Source organism: Yinghuangia seranimata (assembly GCF_029953285.1).
Classification (GTDB): domain Bacteria; phylum Actinomycetota; class Actinomycetes; order Streptomycetales; family Streptomycetaceae; genus Yinghuangia; species Yinghuangia seranimata.
In genome coordinates this window covers 1-20183 of sequence record NZ_JASAOI010000097.1, presented here as the reverse complement: position 1 = coordinate 20183, position 20183 = coordinate 1, and the positions used below count along the sequence as shown (strand labels likewise).

Annotated in this window: 18 protein-coding genes, 1 tRNA gene and 1 pseudogene; 7 read left to right on the top strand and 13 right to left on the bottom strand. The window is 71.7% G+C overall.

Features of this window, described 5'->3' with window-relative positions:
- Positions 1-208: 208 nt before the first annotated feature.
- Together QI554_RS42665 and QI554_RS42660 are read left to right on the top strand one after the other, a co-directional pair.
- Positions 209-904 carry a class E sortase gene (locus tag QI554_RS42665; RefSeq protein WP_281478608.1) on the top strand — a complete coding sequence of 232 codons (696 nt, stop codon included), beginning with the start codon at positions 209-211 and terminating at the stop codon, positions 902-904.
- Positions 905-999: 95 nt separating this feature from the next.
- The gene (locus QI554_RS42660) at positions 1000-1767 is read left to right on the top strand and encodes a class E sortase (protein ID WP_281478606.1); all 768 of its coding nucleotides are present in this window, start codon (positions 1000-1002) and stop codon (positions 1765-1767) included.
- Positions 1768-1904: 137 nt separating this feature from the next.
- Here the strand turns inward: QI554_RS42660 and pknB are convergent, their stop codons facing one another.
- From pknB to QI554_RS42630, 6 genes and pseudogenes are all read right to left on the bottom strand, one after another.
- Positions 1905-3776, bottom strand: a complete 1872-nt coding sequence (gene pknB, locus QI554_RS42655) for a Stk1 family PASTA domain-containing Ser/Thr kinase (protein WP_281478604.1) — start codon at positions 3774-3776, stop codon at positions 1905-1907.
- Between the two features lie 159 nt (positions 3777-3935).
- Positions 3936-5450 carry a peptidoglycan D,D-transpeptidase FtsI family protein gene (locus QI554_RS42650; RefSeq protein WP_281478602.1) on the bottom strand — a complete coding sequence of 505 codons (1515 nt, stop codon included), beginning with the start codon at positions 5448-5450 and terminating at the stop codon, positions 3936-3938.
- A gap of 391 nt (positions 5451-5841) precedes the next feature.
- Positions 5842-7200, bottom strand: a pseudogene (locus tag QI554_RS42645) (FtsW/RodA/SpoVE family cell cycle protein); the annotation flags it as partial.
- On the bottom strand, positions 7197-8828 hold the full coding sequence (locus tag QI554_RS42640) for a PP2C family protein-serine/threonine phosphatase (protein WP_281478599.1): 1632 nt from the start codon (positions 8826-8828) through the stop codon (positions 7197-7199). The pseudogene QI554_RS42645 and the gene QI554_RS42640, both read right to left, overlap by 4 nt.
- 5 nt (positions 8829-8833) lie before the next feature.
- Positions 8834-9370: an FHA domain-containing protein FhaB/FipA gene (locus tag QI554_RS42635; protein WP_281478597.1), complete on the bottom strand. Its 537-nt coding sequence runs from the start codon at positions 9368-9370 to the stop codon at positions 8834-8836.
- 10 nt (positions 9371-9380) lie between these two features.
- Positions 9381-10331 (bottom strand): FHA domain-containing protein, encoded by a 951-nt coding sequence (locus QI554_RS42630; RefSeq protein WP_281478595.1) that lies wholly within the window; start codon positions 10329-10331, stop codon positions 9381-9383.
- Positions 10332-10779: 448 nt separating this feature from the next.
- Here QI554_RS42630 and QI554_RS42625 point away from each other — a divergent pair.
- Positions 10780-10863 (top strand) — tRNA-Leu (locus tag QI554_RS42625).
- Between the two features lie 98 nt (positions 10864-10961).
- Here the strand turns inward: QI554_RS42625 and QI554_RS42620 are convergent.
- The 3 genes from QI554_RS42620 to QI554_RS42610 all read right to left on the bottom strand — a co-directional run bounded on the left by QI554_RS42620 (position 10962) and on the right by QI554_RS42610 (position 12666).
- Complete coding sequence (locus QI554_RS42620; RefSeq protein WP_281478592.1) at positions 10962-11840, bottom strand: alpha/beta fold hydrolase; 879 nt, start codon at positions 11838-11840, stop codon at positions 10962-10964.
- 77 nt (positions 11841-11917) lie between these two features.
- Positions 11918-12151: a hypothetical protein gene (locus tag QI554_RS42615; RefSeq protein ID WP_281478590.1), complete on the bottom strand. Its 234-nt coding sequence runs from the start codon at positions 12149-12151 to the stop codon at positions 11918-11920.
- Positions 12148-12666: a carboxymuconolactone decarboxylase family protein gene (locus tag QI554_RS42610; RefSeq protein WP_281478588.1), complete on the bottom strand. Its 519-nt coding sequence runs from the start codon at positions 12664-12666 to the stop codon at positions 12148-12150. The genes QI554_RS42615 and QI554_RS42610 overlap by 4 nt, the downstream gene beginning before the upstream one ends.
- 94 nt (positions 12667-12760) lie before the next feature.
- On the opposite strand from QI554_RS42610, the gene QI554_RS42605 reads away from it, so the two are divergent.
- Both QI554_RS42605 and QI554_RS42600 read left to right on the top strand, forming a co-directional pair.
- Entirely contained in the window at positions 12761-13318 is a 558-nt protein-coding gene (locus tag QI554_RS42605) for a TetR/AcrR family transcriptional regulator (RefSeq protein WP_281478586.1), read from the top strand.
- A gap of 60 nt (positions 13319-13378) precedes the next feature.
- Positions 13379-14170 (top strand): rhomboid-like protein, encoded by a 792-nt coding sequence (locus tag QI554_RS42600; RefSeq protein ID WP_281478584.1) that lies wholly within the window; start codon positions 13379-13381, stop codon positions 14168-14170.
- A gap of 22 nt (positions 14171-14192) precedes the next feature.
- Here QI554_RS42600 and QI554_RS42595 read toward each other — a convergent pair whose 3' ends face one another.
- Positions 14193-14678 (bottom strand): rhodanese-like domain-containing protein, encoded by a 486-nt coding sequence (locus tag QI554_RS42595; protein WP_281478582.1) that lies wholly within the window; start codon positions 14676-14678, stop codon positions 14193-14195.
- Positions 14679-14819: 141 nt separating this feature from the next.
- Between QI554_RS42595 and QI554_RS42590 the strand changes: the two genes are divergently transcribed.
- Entirely contained in the window at positions 14820-15821 is a 1002-nt protein-coding gene (locus QI554_RS42590) for a helix-turn-helix domain-containing protein (protein WP_281478581.1), read from the top strand.
- A 69-nt stretch (positions 15822-15890) separates the two neighbouring features.
- Here QI554_RS42590 and QI554_RS42585 read toward each other — a convergent pair whose 3' ends face one another.
- The 3 genes from QI554_RS42585 to QI554_RS42575 all read right to left on the bottom strand — a co-directional run bounded on the left by QI554_RS42585 (position 15891) and on the right by QI554_RS42575 (position 19119).
- Positions 15891-16265: a cupin domain-containing protein gene (locus QI554_RS42585; protein WP_281478580.1), complete on the bottom strand. Its 375-nt coding sequence runs from the start codon at positions 16263-16265 to the stop codon at positions 15891-15893.
- Between the two features lie 188 nt (positions 16266-16453).
- Positions 16454-18109 (bottom strand): serine/threonine-protein kinase, encoded by a 1656-nt coding sequence (locus tag QI554_RS42580; RefSeq protein WP_281478578.1) that lies wholly within the window; start codon positions 18107-18109, stop codon positions 16454-16456.
- Between the two features lie 203 nt (positions 18110-18312).
- A complete protein-coding gene (locus QI554_RS42575; RefSeq protein ID WP_281478576.1) occupies positions 18313-19119 on the bottom strand; it encodes an SDR family NAD(P)-dependent oxidoreductase in 807 nt (268 codons plus the stop codon).
- A gap of 92 nt (positions 19120-19211) precedes the next feature.
- Between QI554_RS42575 and QI554_RS42570 the strand changes: the two genes are divergently transcribed.
- Positions 19212-19802, top strand: a complete 591-nt coding sequence (locus tag QI554_RS42570; protein ID WP_281478574.1) for a TetR/AcrR family transcriptional regulator — start codon at positions 19212-19214, stop codon at positions 19800-19802.
- The last annotated feature ends 381 nt before the right edge of the window (positions 19803-20183 follow it).

Genomic DNA, 20183 nt, shown 5'->3' with positions numbered 1-20183 from the left:
CGCTGGCGGTACGCGCGCGGGCGCGGCGGCCGACGCCGCGGAGCCGGGCGGCCGGGCGGCGCGGCGCAAGGCGCAGCAGGAGCAGGACAGGCGCCGCAAGCGCGGCAAGGGCCGTCCCGCGGGCGCCGCGGGGGCCGCACGCGAACTGCCGCCGGGCGCTGGCCGGGCGGCACGCCGCAAGGCGTCGCGCCCCTCGACCCGTGCGCGCGTGATCACCGGAGTGGCCACCGGCGTCGGCGAGATCGCCATGACGCTGGGCTTGGTGCTCGTGCTGTTCGTCGTCTACACGAAGTGGTGGACGAACGTCGTGGCGCACCGCCACGCCGAGAAGACCGCGAGCGGCCTGGAACACCAGTGGGACAAGGACCAGACCGGCAACACCGCTCCGGTCGTCGACCCGCGCCAGCCGGACGGGTTCGCGCCGGGGGCCGGCTTCGCGCTGCTGTACATCCCGAAGATCGGCATCAAGGTGCCGGTCGCGCAGGGCACCGACAAGTTCAAGGTGCTCGACAAGGGGCTCGCGGGCCACTACATCGACCCGAAGACGGCGATGCCGTGGGACCCGCAGGGGAACTTCGCGGTGGCGGCGCACCGCAACACGCACGGCGAGCCGTTCCGCTACATCAACAAGCTGGCGCCCGGCGATCCGATCGTCGTGGAGACCGAGACGACGTACTACACGTACATCGTCACCAAGCAGCTGCCGCAGACCACGCCGCAGGACATCGCGGTGATCGACCCGATTCCGAAGAAGAGCGGCTTCACCAAGCCCGGCAGGTACATCACGCTCACCACGTGCACACCGGACGGGAAGTCGACGTACCGGCTCATCGTGTGGGGCGAGCTGCAGGAGGAACGGCCGCGCAAGGACGGCAAGCCCGACGCGTTGATGAAGGACACGTGACGCGTCGTCAAGAACCGTTCCAGGAGCGGCGACAGATGACGTCCCGGGCCTGAACTCGTCGCTTGCTTGTGCCAAGCTGTCGGCCCATGGGCGTCGTGCGCAAAATCATCCGCGGCACCGCCGAGATCGTGTTCACGCTCGGTCTCGTCGGCCTCCTGCTGTGCGTGCACCAGCTGTGGTGGACCAACATCGAGTCCCGCGCCAAGGCGGAGCACAACCTGGAGAAGCTCGACGACCTCTGGAAGCGCCCGCCGGCCGCGGCGACCCTGCCCGACCCCACCGTGACCGCGCCGACGCAGGGGCAGGAGCCCACCGAGGGCCCGTCGAACGTCGGAACGGACGGGCAGCAGGACGGCAGCGGCGTCGAGGGCGCCGGGACGGTACGCGGCAAGGCGTTCGCCAAGGTCTACATCCCCCGGCTCGGCAAGGACTTCGTGAAGCCGATCGTCGAGGGCACGAGCCTCGACTCGCTCGCGCAGGGCGTCGGGCACTACACGTACGCGCCCTACACCGCGCCGGGCCAGGTCGGGAACTTCGGCCTCGCGGGGCACCGGAACGGGCACGGCGAGCCGTTCCGGTACCTGAACAAGCTCCGGGTGGGGGACTTCGTGGTCGTGGAGACCGCGACGCACTGGTACACGTACCAGATCACCCGCGGCCCCTACATCACCAGGCCGAGCGACGGCGCGGTGCTGTCGACGTCGCCCCCGGAGCTGGGCGGACTGCCGCCGGGGCAGAAGCTGATCACGCTGACCACGTGCGATCCGGAGTTCACGTCGAAGAACCGGATGGTCTACTGGGGGACGCTGACGGTCGAGGACGCGAAGCGGCCCGGGTTCACGCCGGCCGCGCTCGCCAAGTAGTCGAGGCCCCGCGTCCCGAACTCCCGCGCCCCGAACTCCCGCGCCCCGCACCCTGACCCGGCGCCTCTGACACCCGAACGCCGAAGGGCCCGACCGGACGAACCGGTCGGGCCCTTCGTGCGTTCACGCGCGGGGGATCAGCCCCCCCAGTTGCGCGGGTCGAACGGGTTGTTGTTCGTGCCGGGCTTCTGGTTGCCGCCCGGGTTGCCGCCGCCCGGGGTGCCGGTGCCCGTGCCCGTCGGCGTCCCGGGGGTCGACGTGCCGGGGGTCGGCAGGGTCGGCGTCGGCGACGGGCCCTGCGACACGGTCAGCGTGATGGTCGTCTGCTCGTCGACCTTGCCGCTCTCCGGGCTCTGCCTGATGACGGTGCCGGCCGGCTTGTCGGTGCTGAACTCCTGGACGACCCGCGACCTGAGGTTCGCGTCCTTGAGCTTGCTCTGCGCTTCGCTCTGGATCTGGCCGACCACCGACGGGACGTCGACCTGCGCCTTGCCGCTGTTGACCTTCAGCGTGATTTCGGAGCCGAGCTGCAGGTCCGTGCCGGCCGCCGGGTCGGTCGAGCAGACCGTGCCCTTGTCGCACTTGTACGACGTGTTGTGGTCGACCTTGGGGGTGAAGCCCGCGTTCCTGACCGCCGCCGACGCCTGGTCCTCGGGCAGGTTGGTGACCATCGGCACCTTGCCCATCGGCGGCCCGGAGGAGATCACCACGGTGACCTGGCTGCTCTTGGCAACCTTTGTGTCGGCGGCCGGGTTCTGCGTGCAGACGGTGTCCTTCTTCTGGTCGCAGGCCTTTTTGGCGGGGTCGACGACGAGCTTCAGCGACACGTTCTCGAGCGCGCTCCGGGCCTCCTGCTCCGTCTTGCCGACCAGCGTCGGGACGGTCTTCTCGTCCTTCGCGCCGCCGGAACTCCCCAGCACCGACTTGCCGACGAAGAACGCCGCCACCAGGACCGCGACACACGCGACCGCGAGCAGCGCCCATGCCCAGCCGCGCTGGCGCGGGGGCTCGTCGTCGTCGTAGTCGTCGGGCCCGAGCTCGTAGTTCTGGTCGCCGCCGTGCGGCTGGCCGTACCCCGGGGCCATCTGCGTGCCCGGCCCGCCCGGCGTCGGCGGCAGGTACTGCGTCGCCGCCTCCATCGGGGCCATGTACGCGGGCGCCGCGACCGGCATGCCGTGCAGTGCGCGCTCCAGGTCGGCGCGCATCTCGTCGGCGCTCTGGTAGCGGTTGTCCGGGTTCTTCGCGAGCGACTTGAGCACGATCGCGTCGATGGTCGGGGAGACCTCGGGGTCGTACGCGCTCGGCGGCAGCGGGTCCTCGCGGACGTGCTGGTACGCCACGGCGACCGGCGAGTCGCCGACGAACGGCGGGCGCTCGGTCAGCAGCTCGTACAGCAGGCAGCCGGTGGAGTAGAGGTCGGAGCGGGCGTCCACGGTCTCGCCGCGGGCCTGCTCGGGGGAGAGGTACTGGGCCGTACCGATGACCGCGGCGGTCTGCGTCATCGTCATGCCGTTGTCGGCCATGGCGCGCGCGATGCCGAAGTCCATCACCTTGACGGTGCCCTGCCGGGTCAGCATGACGTTGGCGGGCTTGATGTCGCGGTGGATGATGCCGTTGCGGTGGGAGTACTCCAGCGCCTGCAGGACGCCGGCGGTCATCTCCATCGCGCGCTCGGGCAGCAGCCGGCGGCCGGAGTGCAGCAGCTCACGCAGCGTCGAGCCGTCGACGTACTCCATCACGATGTACGGGATCGAGATCCCGTTGATGTAGTCCTCGCCGGTGTCGTACACCGCGACGATCGCCGGATGGTTCAGGGACGCGGCGGACTGCGCCTCGCGCCGGAACCGAGCCTGGAACGAGGGGTCGCGGGCCAGGTCGGCACGGAGCGTCTTGACGGCGACGGCGCGACCCAGACGGATGTCGCGGCCGAGGTAGACCTCGGCCATGCCGCCGCGGCCCAACACCGCGCCGAGCTCGTACCGGTCGCCGAGGCGACGCGGCTCATCCATAGCTTCCAGCCCTTCCCTTACCGGTCCACGGCCCATGGGACCGGTCTGACGGAACACACTCCCGGACACGGTACCGGGGGCGAGGAGTGCACGGTTGTCACGGACTGATCAAGTCTCCCGGGCGGATGTGGCACGCCTCACTCCCCCGTCATCCGAGGGTCACTTGCCCAGCACCGCCCTCATGACCGCGACCGCGGTCGGCGCCGCGCTCTTGCAGCCGCTGATGTCGTTGCGCTCGACGTCGGCGTCCTGGTCCTCGATGACGACAGCCACCGCGACCATCTTGTCGCCGGCCTTGGCGTACGACACGAACCACGCGTAGGGCCGGTCCGAGTTGTTGACGCCGCGCTGGGCGGTGCCCGTCTTGCCGCCGACCTCGACCCCGGGGATCTGCGCCGTCTTGCAGGTGCCCTCTTCGACGACGCCCTTCATCATGTCGCGCAGCTGGCCGGCGACCTCGGGGGTGACCGGCTGCTTGAGCTCCTTGGGCTGGGTCTGCTCGATCGTCTCCAGGTTCTGGGCCTTGAGCGAGTCGACCAGGTACGGCTGCATCAGCTTGCCGTTGTTGGCGATCGCCGACGCGACCATCGCCATCTGCATCGGCGTCGCCGCGACCGACTGCTGGCCGATCGACGCGCGCATCGTGGCGCCCACGTCGGTCTTGTTCGACGGGAACTTGCTCGCGGTGACGCGGCTCGGGACGTCGAGGTTGTTCTTGGTGTCCTCGGCCGGCTTCTGGAAGTCGTAGGCGCCGAAGTCGTTGAAGCCGAACGCCTCGGCCTGCTTCTTCACCGCGTCGTCGCCCAGGTCCGCACCGATGCCGGCGAACACCGTGTTGCAGGAGAGCTCCAGCGCGACCTTGAGCGTCGCGTTCTTGCAGCGCTCGGCGCCGGCCGAGTCGGTCAGCTCCTTGGTGGAACTCGGGTAGCGCATCGGCGAGTCGAACTGCGTCGCGGCGTCCGGCGAGTACTTGCCGCTGGCGAGCGCGGCGGCGGCGGTGACCAGCTTGAACGTCGAACCCGGCGCGTAGGTCGTACGGATCGCCCGGTTGTCCATCGGCTTGGTCGGGTCGCCGTTCAGCGCCTTCCACGCCTGGTCCTGCGCCTTGCTGTCGTTGACGGACAGCTTGTTCGGGTCGAAGGACGGCGTCGACACCATGGTCAGGATCTTGCCGGTCGCCGGGTCGATCGCGACCACCGCGCCGGTCTTGTTCTGGCTGGTGAGCTGCTGGAAGGCGGCCTGCTGCGCCTTGGAGTTCAGGGTCAGCGCGACGTTGCCGCCGCGCCGCTCCTTGCCCGTGATGACGTCGATGACACGGCGCACGAAGAGCCGGTTGTCGTCACCGCTGAGGATGCTGTCGTCGATGCTCTCCAGGAGCGACGCCCCGAAGAACTGCGACTTGTAGCCGGTGACCGGCGCGTACATGGCGCCGTCGGTGTAGGTGCGCTGGTACTCGTACTTCTTGCTGTCGGTCTCGATCGAGCCGGTGATCGGCCTGTTCTCGACCAGGAAGTCGCCGCGCGGGTGCGAGTAGTCCGCGTACACCGCGCGCTTGTTGTGCGAGTTGTTGGCGTAGTCGTCGGCCTTGACCACCTGGACCCAGTTCGCGCGCACCATGAGCGCGGCGATGAGGACCAGGCAGAAGATGGACACCTTGCGCAGGGGCTTGTTCACTTGCGATCCCAATTCCTCACTGGCTGTGTCCTCTCGGTCCCATCGGGTCGGCGCTCGGCGGCGCTCCGGGTGGAGCCGCGGGCCGCGGCGGCACGCCGGGTACGCCGCCCGGCACCGTCAGCGCGTCCGGGGGCGCGCTCGGCGGGGACGGGACGTCGCCGGAGCGGCCCGACTCGGACGCGGGCGAGCCCGCTCCGGCCCCGGACAGGCCCGGGTCGGGCGTGCCGGCGCCGGGTGTGATGTCGAGGGGCGAGCCGTGCACCGGCGTCGGCCCGGCCAGTTCGTCGGCGTCCGCCGGGTCCAGCGGCTGGTCGAACACCGGGCTCTCCGCGCGCCGGCGGCGGCCGCCGCGGCTGTTCTGTATGGCCGAGACCTCGCCCGCGACCGTCGGCGGCGCCGGGCGGCGCGCCGTGTGGCTGATCACGATGAGGATCGCGACCAGCGCCCAGTTGGTGATGACGGACGAACCGCCCTGCGCGAGGAACGGCATCGTCATACCGGTCAGCGGGATGAGGCCGGTGACGCCGCCGGCGACCACGAACACCTGGAGCGCGAACGCGACCGACAGGCCCGCCGCGAGCAGCTTGCCGAACGGGTCGCGGGCCGCGAGCGCGGTGCGCAGGCCACGCTCGATCAGCAGCGCGTACACCATGAAGATCGCCATCATGCCGGTCAGGCCGAGCTCTTCGCCGACCGACGTGAGGATGAAGTCGCTGTTGGCGGCGAAGCCGATCTCGCCGGGGTAGCCCTGGTTGAGGCCGGTGCCGAGGATGCCGCCGCTGCCGTACCCGAACAGGGCCTGGGCGAGCTGGTCGGAGTCGGTCAGGCTGGGCTTCGGCAGGTCGTAGTAGTACAGCGGGTCGAGCCACGCGTGGACGCGGCTCTTGACGTGCGGCTCGATCGAGCCGACCAGCGCGGCGCCGGTCGCCGACAGGGCGAGGCCGAAGAGCAGCCAGCTGGTGCGCTCGGTCGCGATGTAGAGCATCACGACGAACACGCCGAAGAACAGCAGCGAGGTGCCGAGGTCGCGCTCGAAGACCAGGATGAGCAGGCTCAGCAGCCACGCGACGACGATCGGTCCCAGGTCGCGGCCGCGCGGCAGGTAGACGCCCATCACCTTGCGGCTGGCCAGCGCGAGCGCGTCGCGCTTGACCATCAGGTAGCCCGCGAAGAACACCGTGATGATGATCTTGGTGAACTCGCCGGGCTGGAACGACAGCGGGCCCAGCGAGATCCAGATCTTGGCGCCGTTGACGGCGGGGAACGGGATCGGCAGCACGAGCAGCACCAGCGACAGCGCCATCGCCGTGTAGGTGTAGCGCTGCAGCAGCCGGTGGTCGCGCAGGAAGACCACGATGCCGAGGAACAGCAGGATCCCCAGCGCGCTCCACATCAGCTGTGTGGGCGCGGTCTGGATCGCCTTCGGCTGGCCGCGGGTCGGCTCCAGGCCGATGCGGTAGATCAGCACCAGGCCGATGCCGTTGAGGAACGTCGCCAGCGGCAGCAGCAGCGGGTCGGCGTGCGGTGCGAACTTGCGGACCACCAGGTGCGCGCCGAACGCCAGCAGGCCGAGGCCGAGGCCGTACTTCACCAGGCCGGCGGGCAGCCGGCCGTCCCCGGCGAGTCCGATGTTCGCGTAGGCGAGCACCGGCACCAGGACCGCGAAGCCGAGCATCATCAGCTCGGTGTTGCGGCGGTTCGGTGCGGACTGCGGGGTGATCGTCGTGTTGCTCACGGCGTTCCCCCTCAACTTTGACCGACCGGTTTGACGTCGCAGCCCTGGGCCAGTTCGTTCTTGTCCGCGCTGCCCAGATCGAACTTGGGCGGCGCGGGCGGTGCGCTCGTGGGCGGTGCGCTCGGCGGCGGCTCGGTCGCGGTCGGCGTCGCGCCGGGCGCGGCGGCCTTGCCCGCGCCGGGCGGCGCGGACGTCCTGCCGGACTCCGGCGTGCCGCGGGTGCTCGAGCGGGACACGGGGTCACTGCCCGGGCGGCCCGTCGCGGTCGCCGTCGGCGTCGGGGTGCGCAGCGGCGCGGCCTGCACCGACGAGGTCGGACTCACGGTCGTCCCTCCCGGGCTTCCGGTCGCCGCGGGTGTCTGCGGCGTCGGGTTCTGCGGTACCTCGGGGGAGACGGAAACCGGGTGGTCCTGGTTCCACTTGATGACGTCCTGGCACACGGACGCCTGCAGCTTGAGCTTCTCGACGTAGTCGCGCGCGTCGGACAGGCCGGAGGCGCTGTAGTTGCCGTCGAGGTTCTGCCGGTACGTCTCGCCGATCAGGCTGGTCTTGACCGTGTCGTACTGCTGGTACGGGCTGGACAGCGAGACACCGAAGATCTGGGTGTCGATGCCGCGGTAGATCGCGACGTGGTCGCCGCTCTTGGCGACGTAGTACTGGGTCTGGGTCCACCAGTAGGCGCCGCCGAGGATCGCGAGGACGCCGAGCGCGGGGCCCCACACGGGCAGCGTGCGCCGCCACGCGGGTTTGGGGCGGCGGCGGTTCGGCGGGCCCGGGTCGGGGACGAGGGCCTCGGTCTCGTACTCGCCCGCGGTCAGTTCGCGGGCCCGGGAGGCCGGGGTGGTGGGCAGCGTCGCGGTGTCGCCCGCGAGGTCGTCGGCGACCGCGCCGACCACCATCGGGATGTCCGACGGGCGCTGGTCGACGTCGACTATGTCGGCGACGATGCACGTGATGTTGTCCGGGCCGCCGCCGCGCAGCGCGAGCTGGATCAGCTCCTGGACGCAGTCGCGCGGGTCGGCGAGCGACAGGAGGGTGTCCTCCATGGTCTCCCGGCTGACCACGCCGGACAGGCCGTCGCTGCAGATGAGGTAGCGGTCGCCGGCGCGCGCCTCGCGCACCGACAGGTCGGGCTCGACCTGGCCGCGGCCGTCGAGTGCGCGCATCAGGAGCGAGCGCTGCGGGTGGTGCCCCGCCTCCTCCTCGGTGATGCGGCCCTCGTCGACGAGGCGCTGGACCCACGTGTGGTCCTGCGTGATCTGCCGCAGCTCGTTGTCGCGCAGCAGGTAGGCGCGTGAGTCGCCGACGTGCACGAGGCCGAGGCCGCTCCCGGTCCACAGCAGCGCGGTGAGCGTCGTCCCCATGCCCTCCAGGCCGGGGTCGTCGTCGATCATCACGCGCAGCCGGTCGTTGGCGCGGTCCACCGCGATGCGCAGGGTGTCGCGCACGTCGGCGCCGGGCAGGTCCTCGTCGAGTTCGACGATCGTCGACAGGACCTCGGAGCTGGCCACCTCGCCCGCGGCGGCGCCGCCCATGCCGTCGGCGACCGCGAGCAGCCGCGGACCGGCATAGCCGGAGTCCTCGTTGCCCTCGCGGATCATGCCTTTGTGTGATCCGGCGGCGTAGCGGAGAGAGAGGCTCATTCAGGCTACCTGCGCAGCTCGATAACGGTCTTGCCGATGCGGATCGGCGCTCCGAGGGAAACGGGGGTGGGGCCGGTCAAGCGCGTGCGGTCCAGGTAGGTGCCGTTGGTCGACCCGAGGTCCTCGACGATCCACTGGCCGTCGGGCGCCGGGTAGATGCGGGCGTGCCGACTGGACGCGTAGTCGTCGTCGAGCACGATGGTCGAGTCGTGGGCCCGGCCGATGGTGATCTGCTGGTCGGTCAGATTCATCGTGGTGCCGGTGAGGGTGCCACCGGTGATCACCAGCTTCGCCGGGGTGTTGCGCGGCGCGCGGCGTGGGCCGCGGGCCTGCTGCGGGGGCGCCTGCTGGGCGACCGGCGGTGGCACCGCCGCTGCGGGGGCTCCGGCCGTGGCGGGCGCCGCGTTGCGGCGCCGCATCGGCCGCTGCGTGACGCGCGTGCCGAACAGATCGCTGCGGATCACCTGGACCGCGACGATCACGAACAGCCACAGCACGGCGAGGAATCCCAGCCGCATGACGGTGAGGGTCAGCTCAGACATGCGCCCGATGTCACCCCTCGGTTTGACGGAACACGACAGTGGTACTGCCCAGGACGATTCGCGAGCCGTCGCGCAGGGCGGCGCGCTGGCAGTGCTGCCCGTCGACGACGATGCCGTTCGTGGAACCGAGGTCGGCGATCGAGGGCGGCGGTCCGACGCGGATCTCGGCATGATGCCTTGAGACGCTCGGGTCGTCGACCCTCACGTCCGCGTCGGTGCTCCGGCCCAGTTTGACGGCCGAAGCGGTGATCTCGTGACGCATGCCGTTGACCTCGACCCAGGTGCGGGTCACGGACGGCGGGCGGTACGGCGTGGGCGCGGGCCCGGGCGGAGCCGGGGGGCGCGGCGGAAGTCCGGGCCCCGGGCCCATGGGCGCGCCGGGCGGCACACCGCCGGGGCCGGGCTGCGGGTAGCCGGACTGGAAGTGCGGTGCGGGGCCCTGCGGCGGCTGGCCGGGCTGGGCGTACCGCGGGTCGTTGTACGCCGGCTGCTGCTGGTGTTGCGGCTCGGGCGCGTACGGCGACGGCGCGCCGGCACCGGGGCCCGGGCCGTAGCCGGGGTCGTAGCCGGGGTCGCCGCCGGGCTGGCTGCCGGCGAGCGCCTGGCTGCGCACCCGGTACAGGCCGGTGTCGAGGTCGTCGGCCTGTTCGAAGTGCACCTCGACGGGGCCGATGAAGGAGTAGCGCTGCTGCTGCGCGTAGTCGCGGACCATCGTGGACAGCTCGGCGCCGAGCTGCTGCGCGTACGGGCTGAGGCGCTCGTAGTCGTGCGAGCCGAGCTCGACGACGAAGTCGTTCGGCACCATCGTGCGGTCGCGGTTCCAGATGGTGGCGTTGCTGTCGCACTCGCGCTTGAGCGCGCTGGCGATCTCCACAGGCTGGACGTCGGACTTGAACGCCTTGGCGAAGGCGCCGTTGACCAGCCCCTCAAGTCGTTGTTCGAACTTCTTCAGGACACCCACGGGCACCTCCTTCCTTCAAGCGTCGCCGTCGTCTTCGGGGGCGTGACCGCATCGTTCCGGGTGCTCCCGGGCAGGTGCAGTCCTACAGTCAGCTCACTGATCGTATCCACGCTCGGGAAACGGGCATGGTTCCCCGCCATGGTCACTGTAGGGAGTGTTGGCCCTCACAAGGATTCCTACACCCCCGGCCCCTCGTCCTGGCTCGCTTGTCGTCGTTGTGGTGTGACCAGGTGCGTCTACCCCGCCTGTGCGCCGTCCTATCTCGGGCGGCGCAGGTCAAGCATGCCGGAGTCGGAGGGGCTCCGGGGATGGCCCCGCGCAAAGAAGGAGCGGGCGGGTGCGGAGTGTGCGCATCCGCCTGGTTTGGGCGCCACCCGGGGGGCCCGGGGTTAGCCCGTGGGTATGGATTTGAACCTGCCGCCGCATCCTTGCTAATCTTCAATTGCTCGCGCGGGTGGCGGAATAGGCAGACGCGCTGGATTCAGGTTCCAGTGCCCGAAAGGGCGTGGGGGTTCAACTCCCCCCTCGCGCACCGAGCAAGAGGCCCGAAGGTCGTAGACCTTCGGGCCTCTGCCATGTCCGGGGCGGGTACTCGGGGGGTCTCGGCCCGCCCCGCTTCGGGGCCGGCGGTCAGCCGGCGGCGCGCTTGTCGAGGAAGTCGGCGATCAGCGGGGCGATCTCGGGAAGGTGGTCCTCGAGGGCGAAGTGCCCGGTGTCGAGGACGTGCAGCTCCGCGTCGGGGACGTCGCGCAGGTAGGCGCGGGCGCCGGGTTCGGGGAAGAAGAAGTCGTTGCGGCCCCAGACGATGAGCGTCGGCGGGCGGTGGGTGCGCAGCCACTCCTGCCACTCCGGGTAGCGCGCGAGGTTGGCGTGGTAGTCCAGCGCGAGCTCGACCTGGATGTCGGCACGCCCTGGCAGGTCGAGGAAGTGCTGGTCGGCTGTCCAGCCGTCGGGGGCGACGCGTTCGGGGTCGGCGGTGCCGCCCTCGTACTGGCTGCGCGTGACCGGGAGGGTGAGGATCCCGCGCACGGCCTCCTCGGCACCGGGGACGCCGGGGCGGTTGGCGGTCATGTCGCGGGCGGCGGGGGAGAGGCCTTCGAGGTAGGCGTTGCCGTTCTGGACGATCAGGCCCTCGATCCAGTCCGGGTGCCGGGTGGCGATGCGGAAGCCGACCGGTGCGCCGAAGTCGAAGACGTACATGGTGAAGCGGTCGAGGCCGAGCGTGACGAGGAACTTCTCGGTGACGTCGGCGAGCGCGTCGAAGGTGTAGGTGAAGTCGCCCGGCGCGGGCGCGTCGCTGTGCCCGAAGCCGGGGTAGTCGGGGGCGACCACGTGGTAGTCGCCCCCGAGCGCGTCGATGAGCCGGGCGAACTGGCGGGAGCTGGACGGGAAGCCGTGCAGCAGCAGGAGCGTGGGTGCGTCGGCCGGGCCGGCCTCGCGGTAGAAGACGCGCACGCCGTCGATGTCGACGGTGCGGTGCTTCACGTGGGGGAGGACGAGCGCGGGCATGGCGGACCTCTTCTCCTGGCGGCTGCGCGGGGCTTCCGAACGACTCCTAGATTAATGGATGCCTTGGATTTCTTCCATTAGTTCTTGGGTGGGACCGCGCACGACTCGTCGGCCTCGGTATAGGTGACGAGGCGGACGGCCGGCGCCGAGACCACCTGGACCGTGCCGGTGCCCGGGACGCGCAGGTGGAGGAAGCCTCCGGCGATCGTGAACTCCGCCTCGACCGTGTCGGTGGGGCCGCCGTCCGGGCCGACGACCGTGTAGCCGGGGACCAGCTCGACGGCGGCGGTGCGCCAGGTGTCGGGGTTCACGCCTTGACCTCCGGGAAGTCGAGCTCCGGCTCGGCCAGGTGGTTGAAGTAGTTGCTGAGGGTGTTGAGCGCCACGTGCGCGACCACCTCGGCGAGTTCGGCGTCGGTCACGCCGGCCGCGCGGGCGGCGGCGAGCGCGTCGTCGTCGACCCGGCCGCGGGTGCGGACGACCTCGCGGGCCAGGCGCAGGATCGCGTCGACGTGCGGGTCGTCGTCGGCGGCCTCGCGGGTCTTCACCAGCTGCTCGTCGCTGAAGCCCATCTTCGAGCCGCGCAGCGTGTGCGCGCTCACGCAGTAGGTGCAGGAGTTCTCCTGCGCGATCAGCAGTGCGAGCTGCTCGCGGACCTTGGCGCGGAGCACGCCCTTGGTGAGCGCGTCGCGCATCGCGAGGTATCCGGCCAGTGCCTGCGGGCCGTTGGCGAGCGTTGCGTACAGGTTCGGGACCCGGCCGAGCTGGCGCTGGGTGGCCTCCAGGAGGCCTTCGGGGTCGCCGTCGACGACGGGGATGCGAGGCATGGTGACTCCAAACGGTACTGATCGGTTCCGTTCTGACGAGCAAGACGGTACCGATCGGTTCCGTTTCGGGTCAAGGGCCATTACGCTTGCGGGCATGCCGGTTCAAGCGCGCGAACGACTCCTCCGCACCGCCGAGGACCTCTTCTACGCCGAGGGCGTCAGGGCGGTCGGCGTCGAGCGCATCCTCAGCGAGTCCGGGGTCGGCCGGGCGTCCTTCTACCGCCACTTCCCCGGCAAGGAGGACCTGGTCGTCGCCGTCCTCGAAGGCCGCGACGTGCGGTGGCGGGCCTGGCTCGCGCAGCGCGTGGCCGCGCACGGGGGCGGTCCGCTCGCGGTGTTCGACGCGCTGGCGGAGCGGTTCTCCGCGGCCGACTTCCGCGGCTGCGCGTTCATCAACACGATCGTCGAGACGGCCGACCCGGACAGTGCGGCGCACCAGGTCGCGGCCGGGCACAAGGCGGCGGTCTGCGAGTACGTGCGCGGCCTGCTGGCCGCGGACGGCGTCGCCGAACCCGACGTGCTCGCCGGGCGGTTCGTGCTGCTGATGGACGGCGCGATCGTCACCGCGCTGCGCGAGCGCACGCCCGACGCCGCCTACCGGGCGCGCGACGTCGCCGAGGCGTTGCTTGCCGCGGCGGAGCGGGTGGGGTGATTACTATCGTTTTGCCCTGAAGTCCGATCATCGCTGATCGTCCCCGCGCGGAGGACGCCTGTGGTCGCGCTCGTCGTGCTGAGCCTGGTCGTCCTCTGGTACCTGCTGCGCGGCCTCGCGCGCGTGTGGACGCCGGTCCGGATCGTGGTGGCCCGCCTCGGGCCGTGGACCGTCCGGCTGCGCGCGTGGGTGCTGTCCGCGCCGGCCACGTTCACCTACATCGTGCTCTTCACGGCCTGCACCTTCGTGCAGAAGACCGCGCCGCCGCGGCTCATCGACCTGCTGACCAAGGTCGACAGCACCAACCTGCACCGGCTGTCCGACGACCCGGCCACCGTGCTCGTCACCAGCGCGCTGTGGGTCGCCGACCGGGGTTCGGGGCTCTCCCTCTATATCGGCGTCTTCGGCACCGTCGTGGCATGGGCCGAACGGCGCTACGGCACACCGCGCATCATCCTCGTGGCCATCAGCGCGCACGTGCTGGGCTCGCTCACCACCGCCCGCGTCGAACGCTGGGCCATCGACACCGGCCGCGCGCCGCACAAGCTCGCGGCGGCCACCGACGTCGGCGTGAGCTACGTGATGGTCGGCTGCTGCGCCGCCGCCGTCCTGATCATGCCGGGCCTGTTCCGCTGGGGCGGCGTGCTGGCCATGGCGTTCACGGTGCTGGTCCCGGTGTTCGTCAGTCACACGATCTGGGACCTCGGCCACCTGTTCGCGACGCTCTACGGACTGGCGGCGGCACTGATCGTGCGCCTGAGCGGACCCCTGCGCACACCGCCGCCGCTGGTCGAGCCGTGGCGTACGCCCCGGCCCGTCGCCGAACCGGAACGTACGCCTGCCGCCGGGTGAGTCCCGGCGGTCCGACGGGCGGTCAGCACGCGCACGCGACGCCGGAGACCGGGGCGGTCAGCGGGTCGGGCGCGGTGCGCGACATCCCGGTGGCGGACTCGACCTCGAAGCCCTCGCGCGCCCAGTACTCGAAGCCGCCGATCATCTCCTTGACGGCGTAGCCGAGTCGGGCGAAGGCGAGGGCGGCGCGGGTGGCGCCGTTGCAGCCGGGGCCCCAGCAGTAGGTGACGACGGTGACGTCCTTGCCGATCAGCTGCGGCGCGAGCTCCGGGATGCGCGCGGTGGGGATGTGCAGCGCGCCCGGGATGTGGCCCTGGTCCCAGCCGACCTTGCTGCGGGAGTCGACGACGACGATGCCGGGGGCGCCGGACGCGAGGTCGGTGTGCACGTCGGAGACGTCCGCCTCGAAGGCGAGCCGTGCGGCGTAGTGCGCGGCGGCGACCTCGGGGGCGGCGGCCGGGACGCTGGTGACGGCGGACTCGATCGTGTACTCGGCGGCGGCGGTCATCTTCGGCTCCTGGGAGGGGGGCGCGGCTCGGTGCGGCTCGGTGCCGTTCGGCCGGTGTTTCCTGCTGACGGGAAAGATCCTGTCGCGCGGCCCCGGGGCCTCGACAGTGGCGGCAACGACCCCTATCGCTAACATTCCGCCATGACGATCGCCGTGCTTCCGCCGACCCTCGACCCCGCCCCGCACTGCGGCACGGTCGCCGTCCTGGCCTTCGACGGGATGGCCCCGTTCGAGATGAGCTCGGTCGTCGAGATCTTCGGGATGCCGCGGCCGGAACTGGGCATCCCCTGGTACCGGCTGTTCGTGTGCGGCGAGACCCGTGCGCCGATGCGCGTCGTCGGCGGGTTCTCGATCCTCGTCGAGCATGGGCTCGACGTGCTGGCGTCCGCCGACACGGTGATCGTCACGGCCGTGCCGGACGTGCGAGGCGAGGTCTCCCCCGCGCTGGTCGACGCGCTGCGCACGGCGCGGGCGCGGGGCGCGCGCATCGTGTCGATCTGCTCCGGCGCGTTCGCGCTCGCGGCGGCCGGGCTGCTGGACGGGCGCACGGCGACGACGCACTGGAAGTACGCCGACCTGCTGGCCGAGCGCTATCCGGAAATCACGGTCGACCCGGACGTCCTGTACGTCGACCACGACGAGATCCTGACGAGCGCGGGCAGCGCGGCCGGCCTCGACCTGTGCCTGCACCTGGTGCGCAAGGACCACGGCGCGAAGGTCGCGAACTCGGTCGCGCGCCGCCTGGTGATCCCCCCGCACCGGGAGGGCGGGCAGGCGCAGTTCATCCAGGCGGCGGTGAACGAGGTGGACGGCGACGACGGCGTCGCGCGGTCGATGGCGTGGGCGCTCGAGCACCTCGCCGAGCCGATCACGGTCGCCGACCTCGCGGCCCAGGCGCACGTCTCGCAGCGCACGTACCTGCGCCGCTTCTCGGCGGCCACCGGCACGAGCCCGGTGCGGTGGGTGCTGGCGCAGCGCATCCAGGCCAGTCTGGGGCTGCTGGAGGAGACCGCGGCGTCGGTCGAAGAGGTGGGCGCGGCGGTCGGGTTCGAGAGTCCGGTGACGTTCCGGCACCACTTCGGGCGCGCGATGGGGACGTCGCCGTCCGCGTACCGCAAGGCCTTTCGGGCGTCGGTGGCGTAGTCCGGACGCGCCGGGGGGCGGCCCCTCGGTCGGGGCCGCCTCGGCGTGCTGCTGTGCTGCCGCGGGGCGCTACTGCGCCCAGGGGAGCGGGATCGTGTCGCCGCCGGGGGCGCCGGCGCGCGACTCGGCCGAGCCCATGCAGATCGCCGTGAAGCCGGTGTCGGCGTCCGGGGTCATCTGGCGCGGGACGTCGGCCGGGATCACGAGCGTGTCCCCGGCGGCGAGTTCGACCTTCTCGCCGGCGATGTCGACGACCGCGGCGCCGGTCAGGAACGTCCAGACCTGGTCGCGGGTGATGACGTGGACGGGGCCCGCGGTGCCCGGCGCCGCCTCGACGCGCCACAGTGCCTGTGCGCTCTCGCCCTGGCTCGGCGACACAAGCGTGGTCATGACGGCGGCGGGGGTCTCGGTGCGGCGGGCGTCGGTGGCGCGGATGACGGGCACGTAGGCTCCTTGCTGATAGACAACCTTGTTGTCTTTATGGTGGATCAAGATCGACGGCCCGTCAAGGTGCTTTTCCGGTACGGGTTTTCCCGGCCTCCCGTGCATTTCGGACAGCACCGGGGGTCACGCGGGCAGGCCTGCGCGCCCGCCGCGCTGTGTGCGCGGCGGGCGGGGTGCAGGGCCTGGTGTCAGCCGTTCCGGGTGAGCGTGCCGACGATGCCGCCGCCCGCGCTCGTCTCGTACACGAGCTGGTCGCTTCCGGAACGCGTCAGCGTGATGTCGACGAACGCGGTACACCTGGTGGTCGCGTTGCGGGTGATCTCCTCGCGTACCGCGGCCCCGGTGTCCCGCGCGGCGACGAACACCCAACGGCCGCCGCACGTGAGGCCCGGATAGTCGACCGTCGCGATCTGGTCGCCGGGAGCGGCCCCGGTGGACGAGGTGCTGAAGACCACCGTCACGGTGTACTTCTCGGAGCCGCGCTGGGTCAGCACGCCGCTCCACGTGCCGCTGTACGTGAAGGGCTTCGCGGACGTCCCGGTGGCGCGTGTGTCCGTGCCCGGCTGCGCGGGGGCGGACGTCTGCGGTGCCGCGGGAACGGTGCCCGGGCCCGCCGACGAACTGCTGCCCGACGCACCGTCGTTGCCGCCGCCCCAGGTCAGCCCGACGACAAGTGCGGTCGTCAGCACGGCGAGGACACACACCGCGGCGAGAACGGGTACGAGGAGGCGGCGCTGTGGGGGCGGCTGGTGCGGGACGGCATGGACCGTCGGTGGCGCCGGCGGCGGTGTGTGGGCAGGCGCGCGGGGCGGGGTGTGCGGTGGCGGCATGTGCGGCGGCGGCATGTGCGGCGGGGCGCCCCCGTAGCCGACCGTGGGCAGGCTCGCCGGCATGGGAGGCGGCGTGTTGCCCACCGGCGGCTCGGGGATCCGGCCGTGCGGCGCCGTCGGGTCCTCCACGTCGAGCAGGCGGGCGCTGCGCCGCCCGATCTCGGCGGTCAGCGCGGCGGGCAGCCACGTGTCCGCGGTGGACGCCCGGCTCGCTTCCGCCGCCGTGGCCCGGATCTCGGCGACCGCCGGCCGCGCGCCCGGCGACTTGTCGAGGCAGGAGCCGATCAGCGGCAGCAACGACTCGGGCACGCCCGCGAGATCGGGCGCATCGGTGGTGACACGCAGCATGACCGCGTAGCCGCCGCTGTCGCCCACGCCGAACGGCGCCCTCCCTGTGGCCGCGAACGCCAGCACCGAGCCGAAGCTGAACACATCGCTCGCGACGCCGAGATCGCCGCCCTGGATCTGCTCCGGGGACATGTACGCCGGCGAACCGAGCGTCATGCCGGTGCGGGTCGCGATGCTCGCGTCGGCCGACCGCGCGATGCCGAAGTCGATGACGCGCGGGCCGTCCAGCGTCAGCATGACGTTCGACGGCTTGAGGTCGCGGTGCAGCAGGCCGCGTTCGTGGATGTGCGCCAGCGCCTCGGCGAAGCCCGCCGCGAGCGACCACACGGCCCACTCCGGGAGCGGGCCGTGCGAGGCCACCGCGTCGTGCAGGGTCATGCCCGAGACGTAGCCGGTGGCCAGCCAGGGCGTGTCGGACTCGCTGTCCGCGTCCAGGACCGGCGCCGTCCAACGGCCGTCCAGCAGGCGCGCGGAACGGACTTCGGCCCGGAACCGGGCGCGGAACTCGGCGTCCTGCGCGAGCTGGGCGTGGACGACCTTCACCGCCGCCATGCGGCCGTGCGGCGAACGCCCCAGATATACGCGGCCCATGCCGCCCGCGCCGAGGCGGGCGAGCAGGCGGTAGCTACCGATTTGTAACGGATCATCCGACGTCAGAGGTTCCATGGCCTCGTGCGCTCCCCACCCGATGCCCCCGCGTGCCCCCCGACACGCGCCCGAGACTTTCAACGTACCCGAGCGGCGCGCGGCGTTCGCCGGTTTGCCGAACTAGCGCCCAGGCGGGCGTGCGGTGGGGGCGGCGGGTCAGCGTTCCGGGGTGGGGAGCGCGCTGAGGCGGTGGCGGTGAGCCGTCGCTTTCGGCTCCCCCGTCACGCTCCGGGGCGGCGGAACGGCGCGGCGCCGGCGAGCTTGCCGCCGTCGATCGGGAGCGTCGCGCCGGTGATGAACGAGGACGCGTCCGAGCACAGCCAGACCGCGGCGGCCGCGACCTCTTCCGGCTGCCCGATGCGCTTCATCGGCATCGCCATCGCGGCGCCCATGCGGGCCTGTTCGCCCGCGGCCTCGAGCTGCTCGGTGTGGATCGGGCCCGGCGCGAGCGCGTTGACCCGGATCCCCGCGTCGGCGTAGTCGAGCGCTGCGACGCGCGTCAGACCGACGAGGCCGAACTTGGTGGACGCGTACGCCGCGAGACCGCCGACCGCCTGGAGGCCCGCCGTGGAGGACATGTTGACGATCGTGCCGCCGCCGCCCGCCAGCATGGCGGGGATCTCGTGCTTGAGGGAGAGGAAGACGCCGCGCAGGTTGACCGCGAACGCGCTGTCGAAGTCCTCCGTCCTGACGTCGGCGAGCGGGGTCGGCGGGTGGCCGCCGCCCGCCGCGTTGTTGACCGCGGCGTCGAGCCGGCCGAACTCCTCGACGGTGCGGGCGACGAGCGCCGCGACCGAGGCCTCGTCGGTGACGTCGGTGGGGACGGCGAGCGCGCGGCCGCCGTCGGCGGTGATCTCGTCGGCGAGCGCCTTCAGCGCGTCGGCGCTGCGGGCGGCCAGCACCACGGTGGCGCCGGCCTGGTGGAACGCGCGGGCCGTCGCGGCCCCGATGCCGCGGGCGGCACCGGTGACGACGGCGACCTTGCCGTCGAGCGGGTGGTAGGCGGGGGAGTCCTGAACTGTCGTCATCGCTGAGCTCCTGACCAGTGACGCGGACGAGGCGGGCCGGTAGAATTCATTGGACCGACTGTAAATACAAATTTCGAGGACGGTCAAGCCGGATGAGCCCCCGCAAGTACGAGTCGGAACGCCGTGCCGCCGCCGTGGGGGAGACCCGGCAACGCGTCCTCGCGGCGGCCCGCGGCCTGCTCGCCGGGCCCGCCGCCACCCCGATCTCCGTCGACGCCGTGGCCCGCGCCGCCGACGTCTCACGCCAGACCGTCTACAACCTGTTCGGCTCCAAAGCCGGCCTGCTGGAAGCCCTGTTCGACCACCTCTTCGCCAGCGCGGGAACCGACTTCTCCCCGGCCTTCACCGCCCCCGACCCGGCCACCGCACTGGCCCACTTCGCCGACGCCTTCTGCCGGTTCTGGGAGTCCGACCGCACGGTGATCCGCCACGTCCGTGCCATGGGCGCCCTCGACCCCGACCTCGGCCGCATGATCGCCACCCGCGACGCCCTCCGCCGCGCGGTCCTGGCCCGGGTCCTCGAACGCTTCGACGCCGCGGCCGACGACCAGCTCGACGTCATCTGGCAGTTGACGAGCTTCGAGACCTACGACGCCCTAGCCGCCGACCGCACCCCCGAAACCACCGCCCACCTCATCGCCACAGCGGCCACAGCGGTCCTGGAGGCAGGCGCCGCAAGGTGAGGGCTTCGGCCTGAGGCGCGACCGGCACAGGCCTTCTGACCTGCGGCCTTAGCTGCTGACGGGGGCGCCTTAGGGGGTGTCTTAGGTGTCTTAGGCGTGGGCTGAGGCACCTCAGTCCGAGGCGCGTCGAATCCGCCGTCCAAGATCGGGCATCCGTCCGATGCCCGGTACCCCACTGGGAGACGAATCTTGAGTCATGCCCGGAGAGACACCGGGAACCCGGAGCGGAAAGCCCGCCGAGGGAACGGACTTCAAGGAGTCACCGTGATCGAGTACCAGCTCTTCCAGGCCCGGGTGAACGAGATGCGCGAGGTCGCCGCCCACGAGCGGATGGTCTCCTCCGTCCTGCGCACCCGCCGCGCGGCCCGCCGGGCCCGTCGC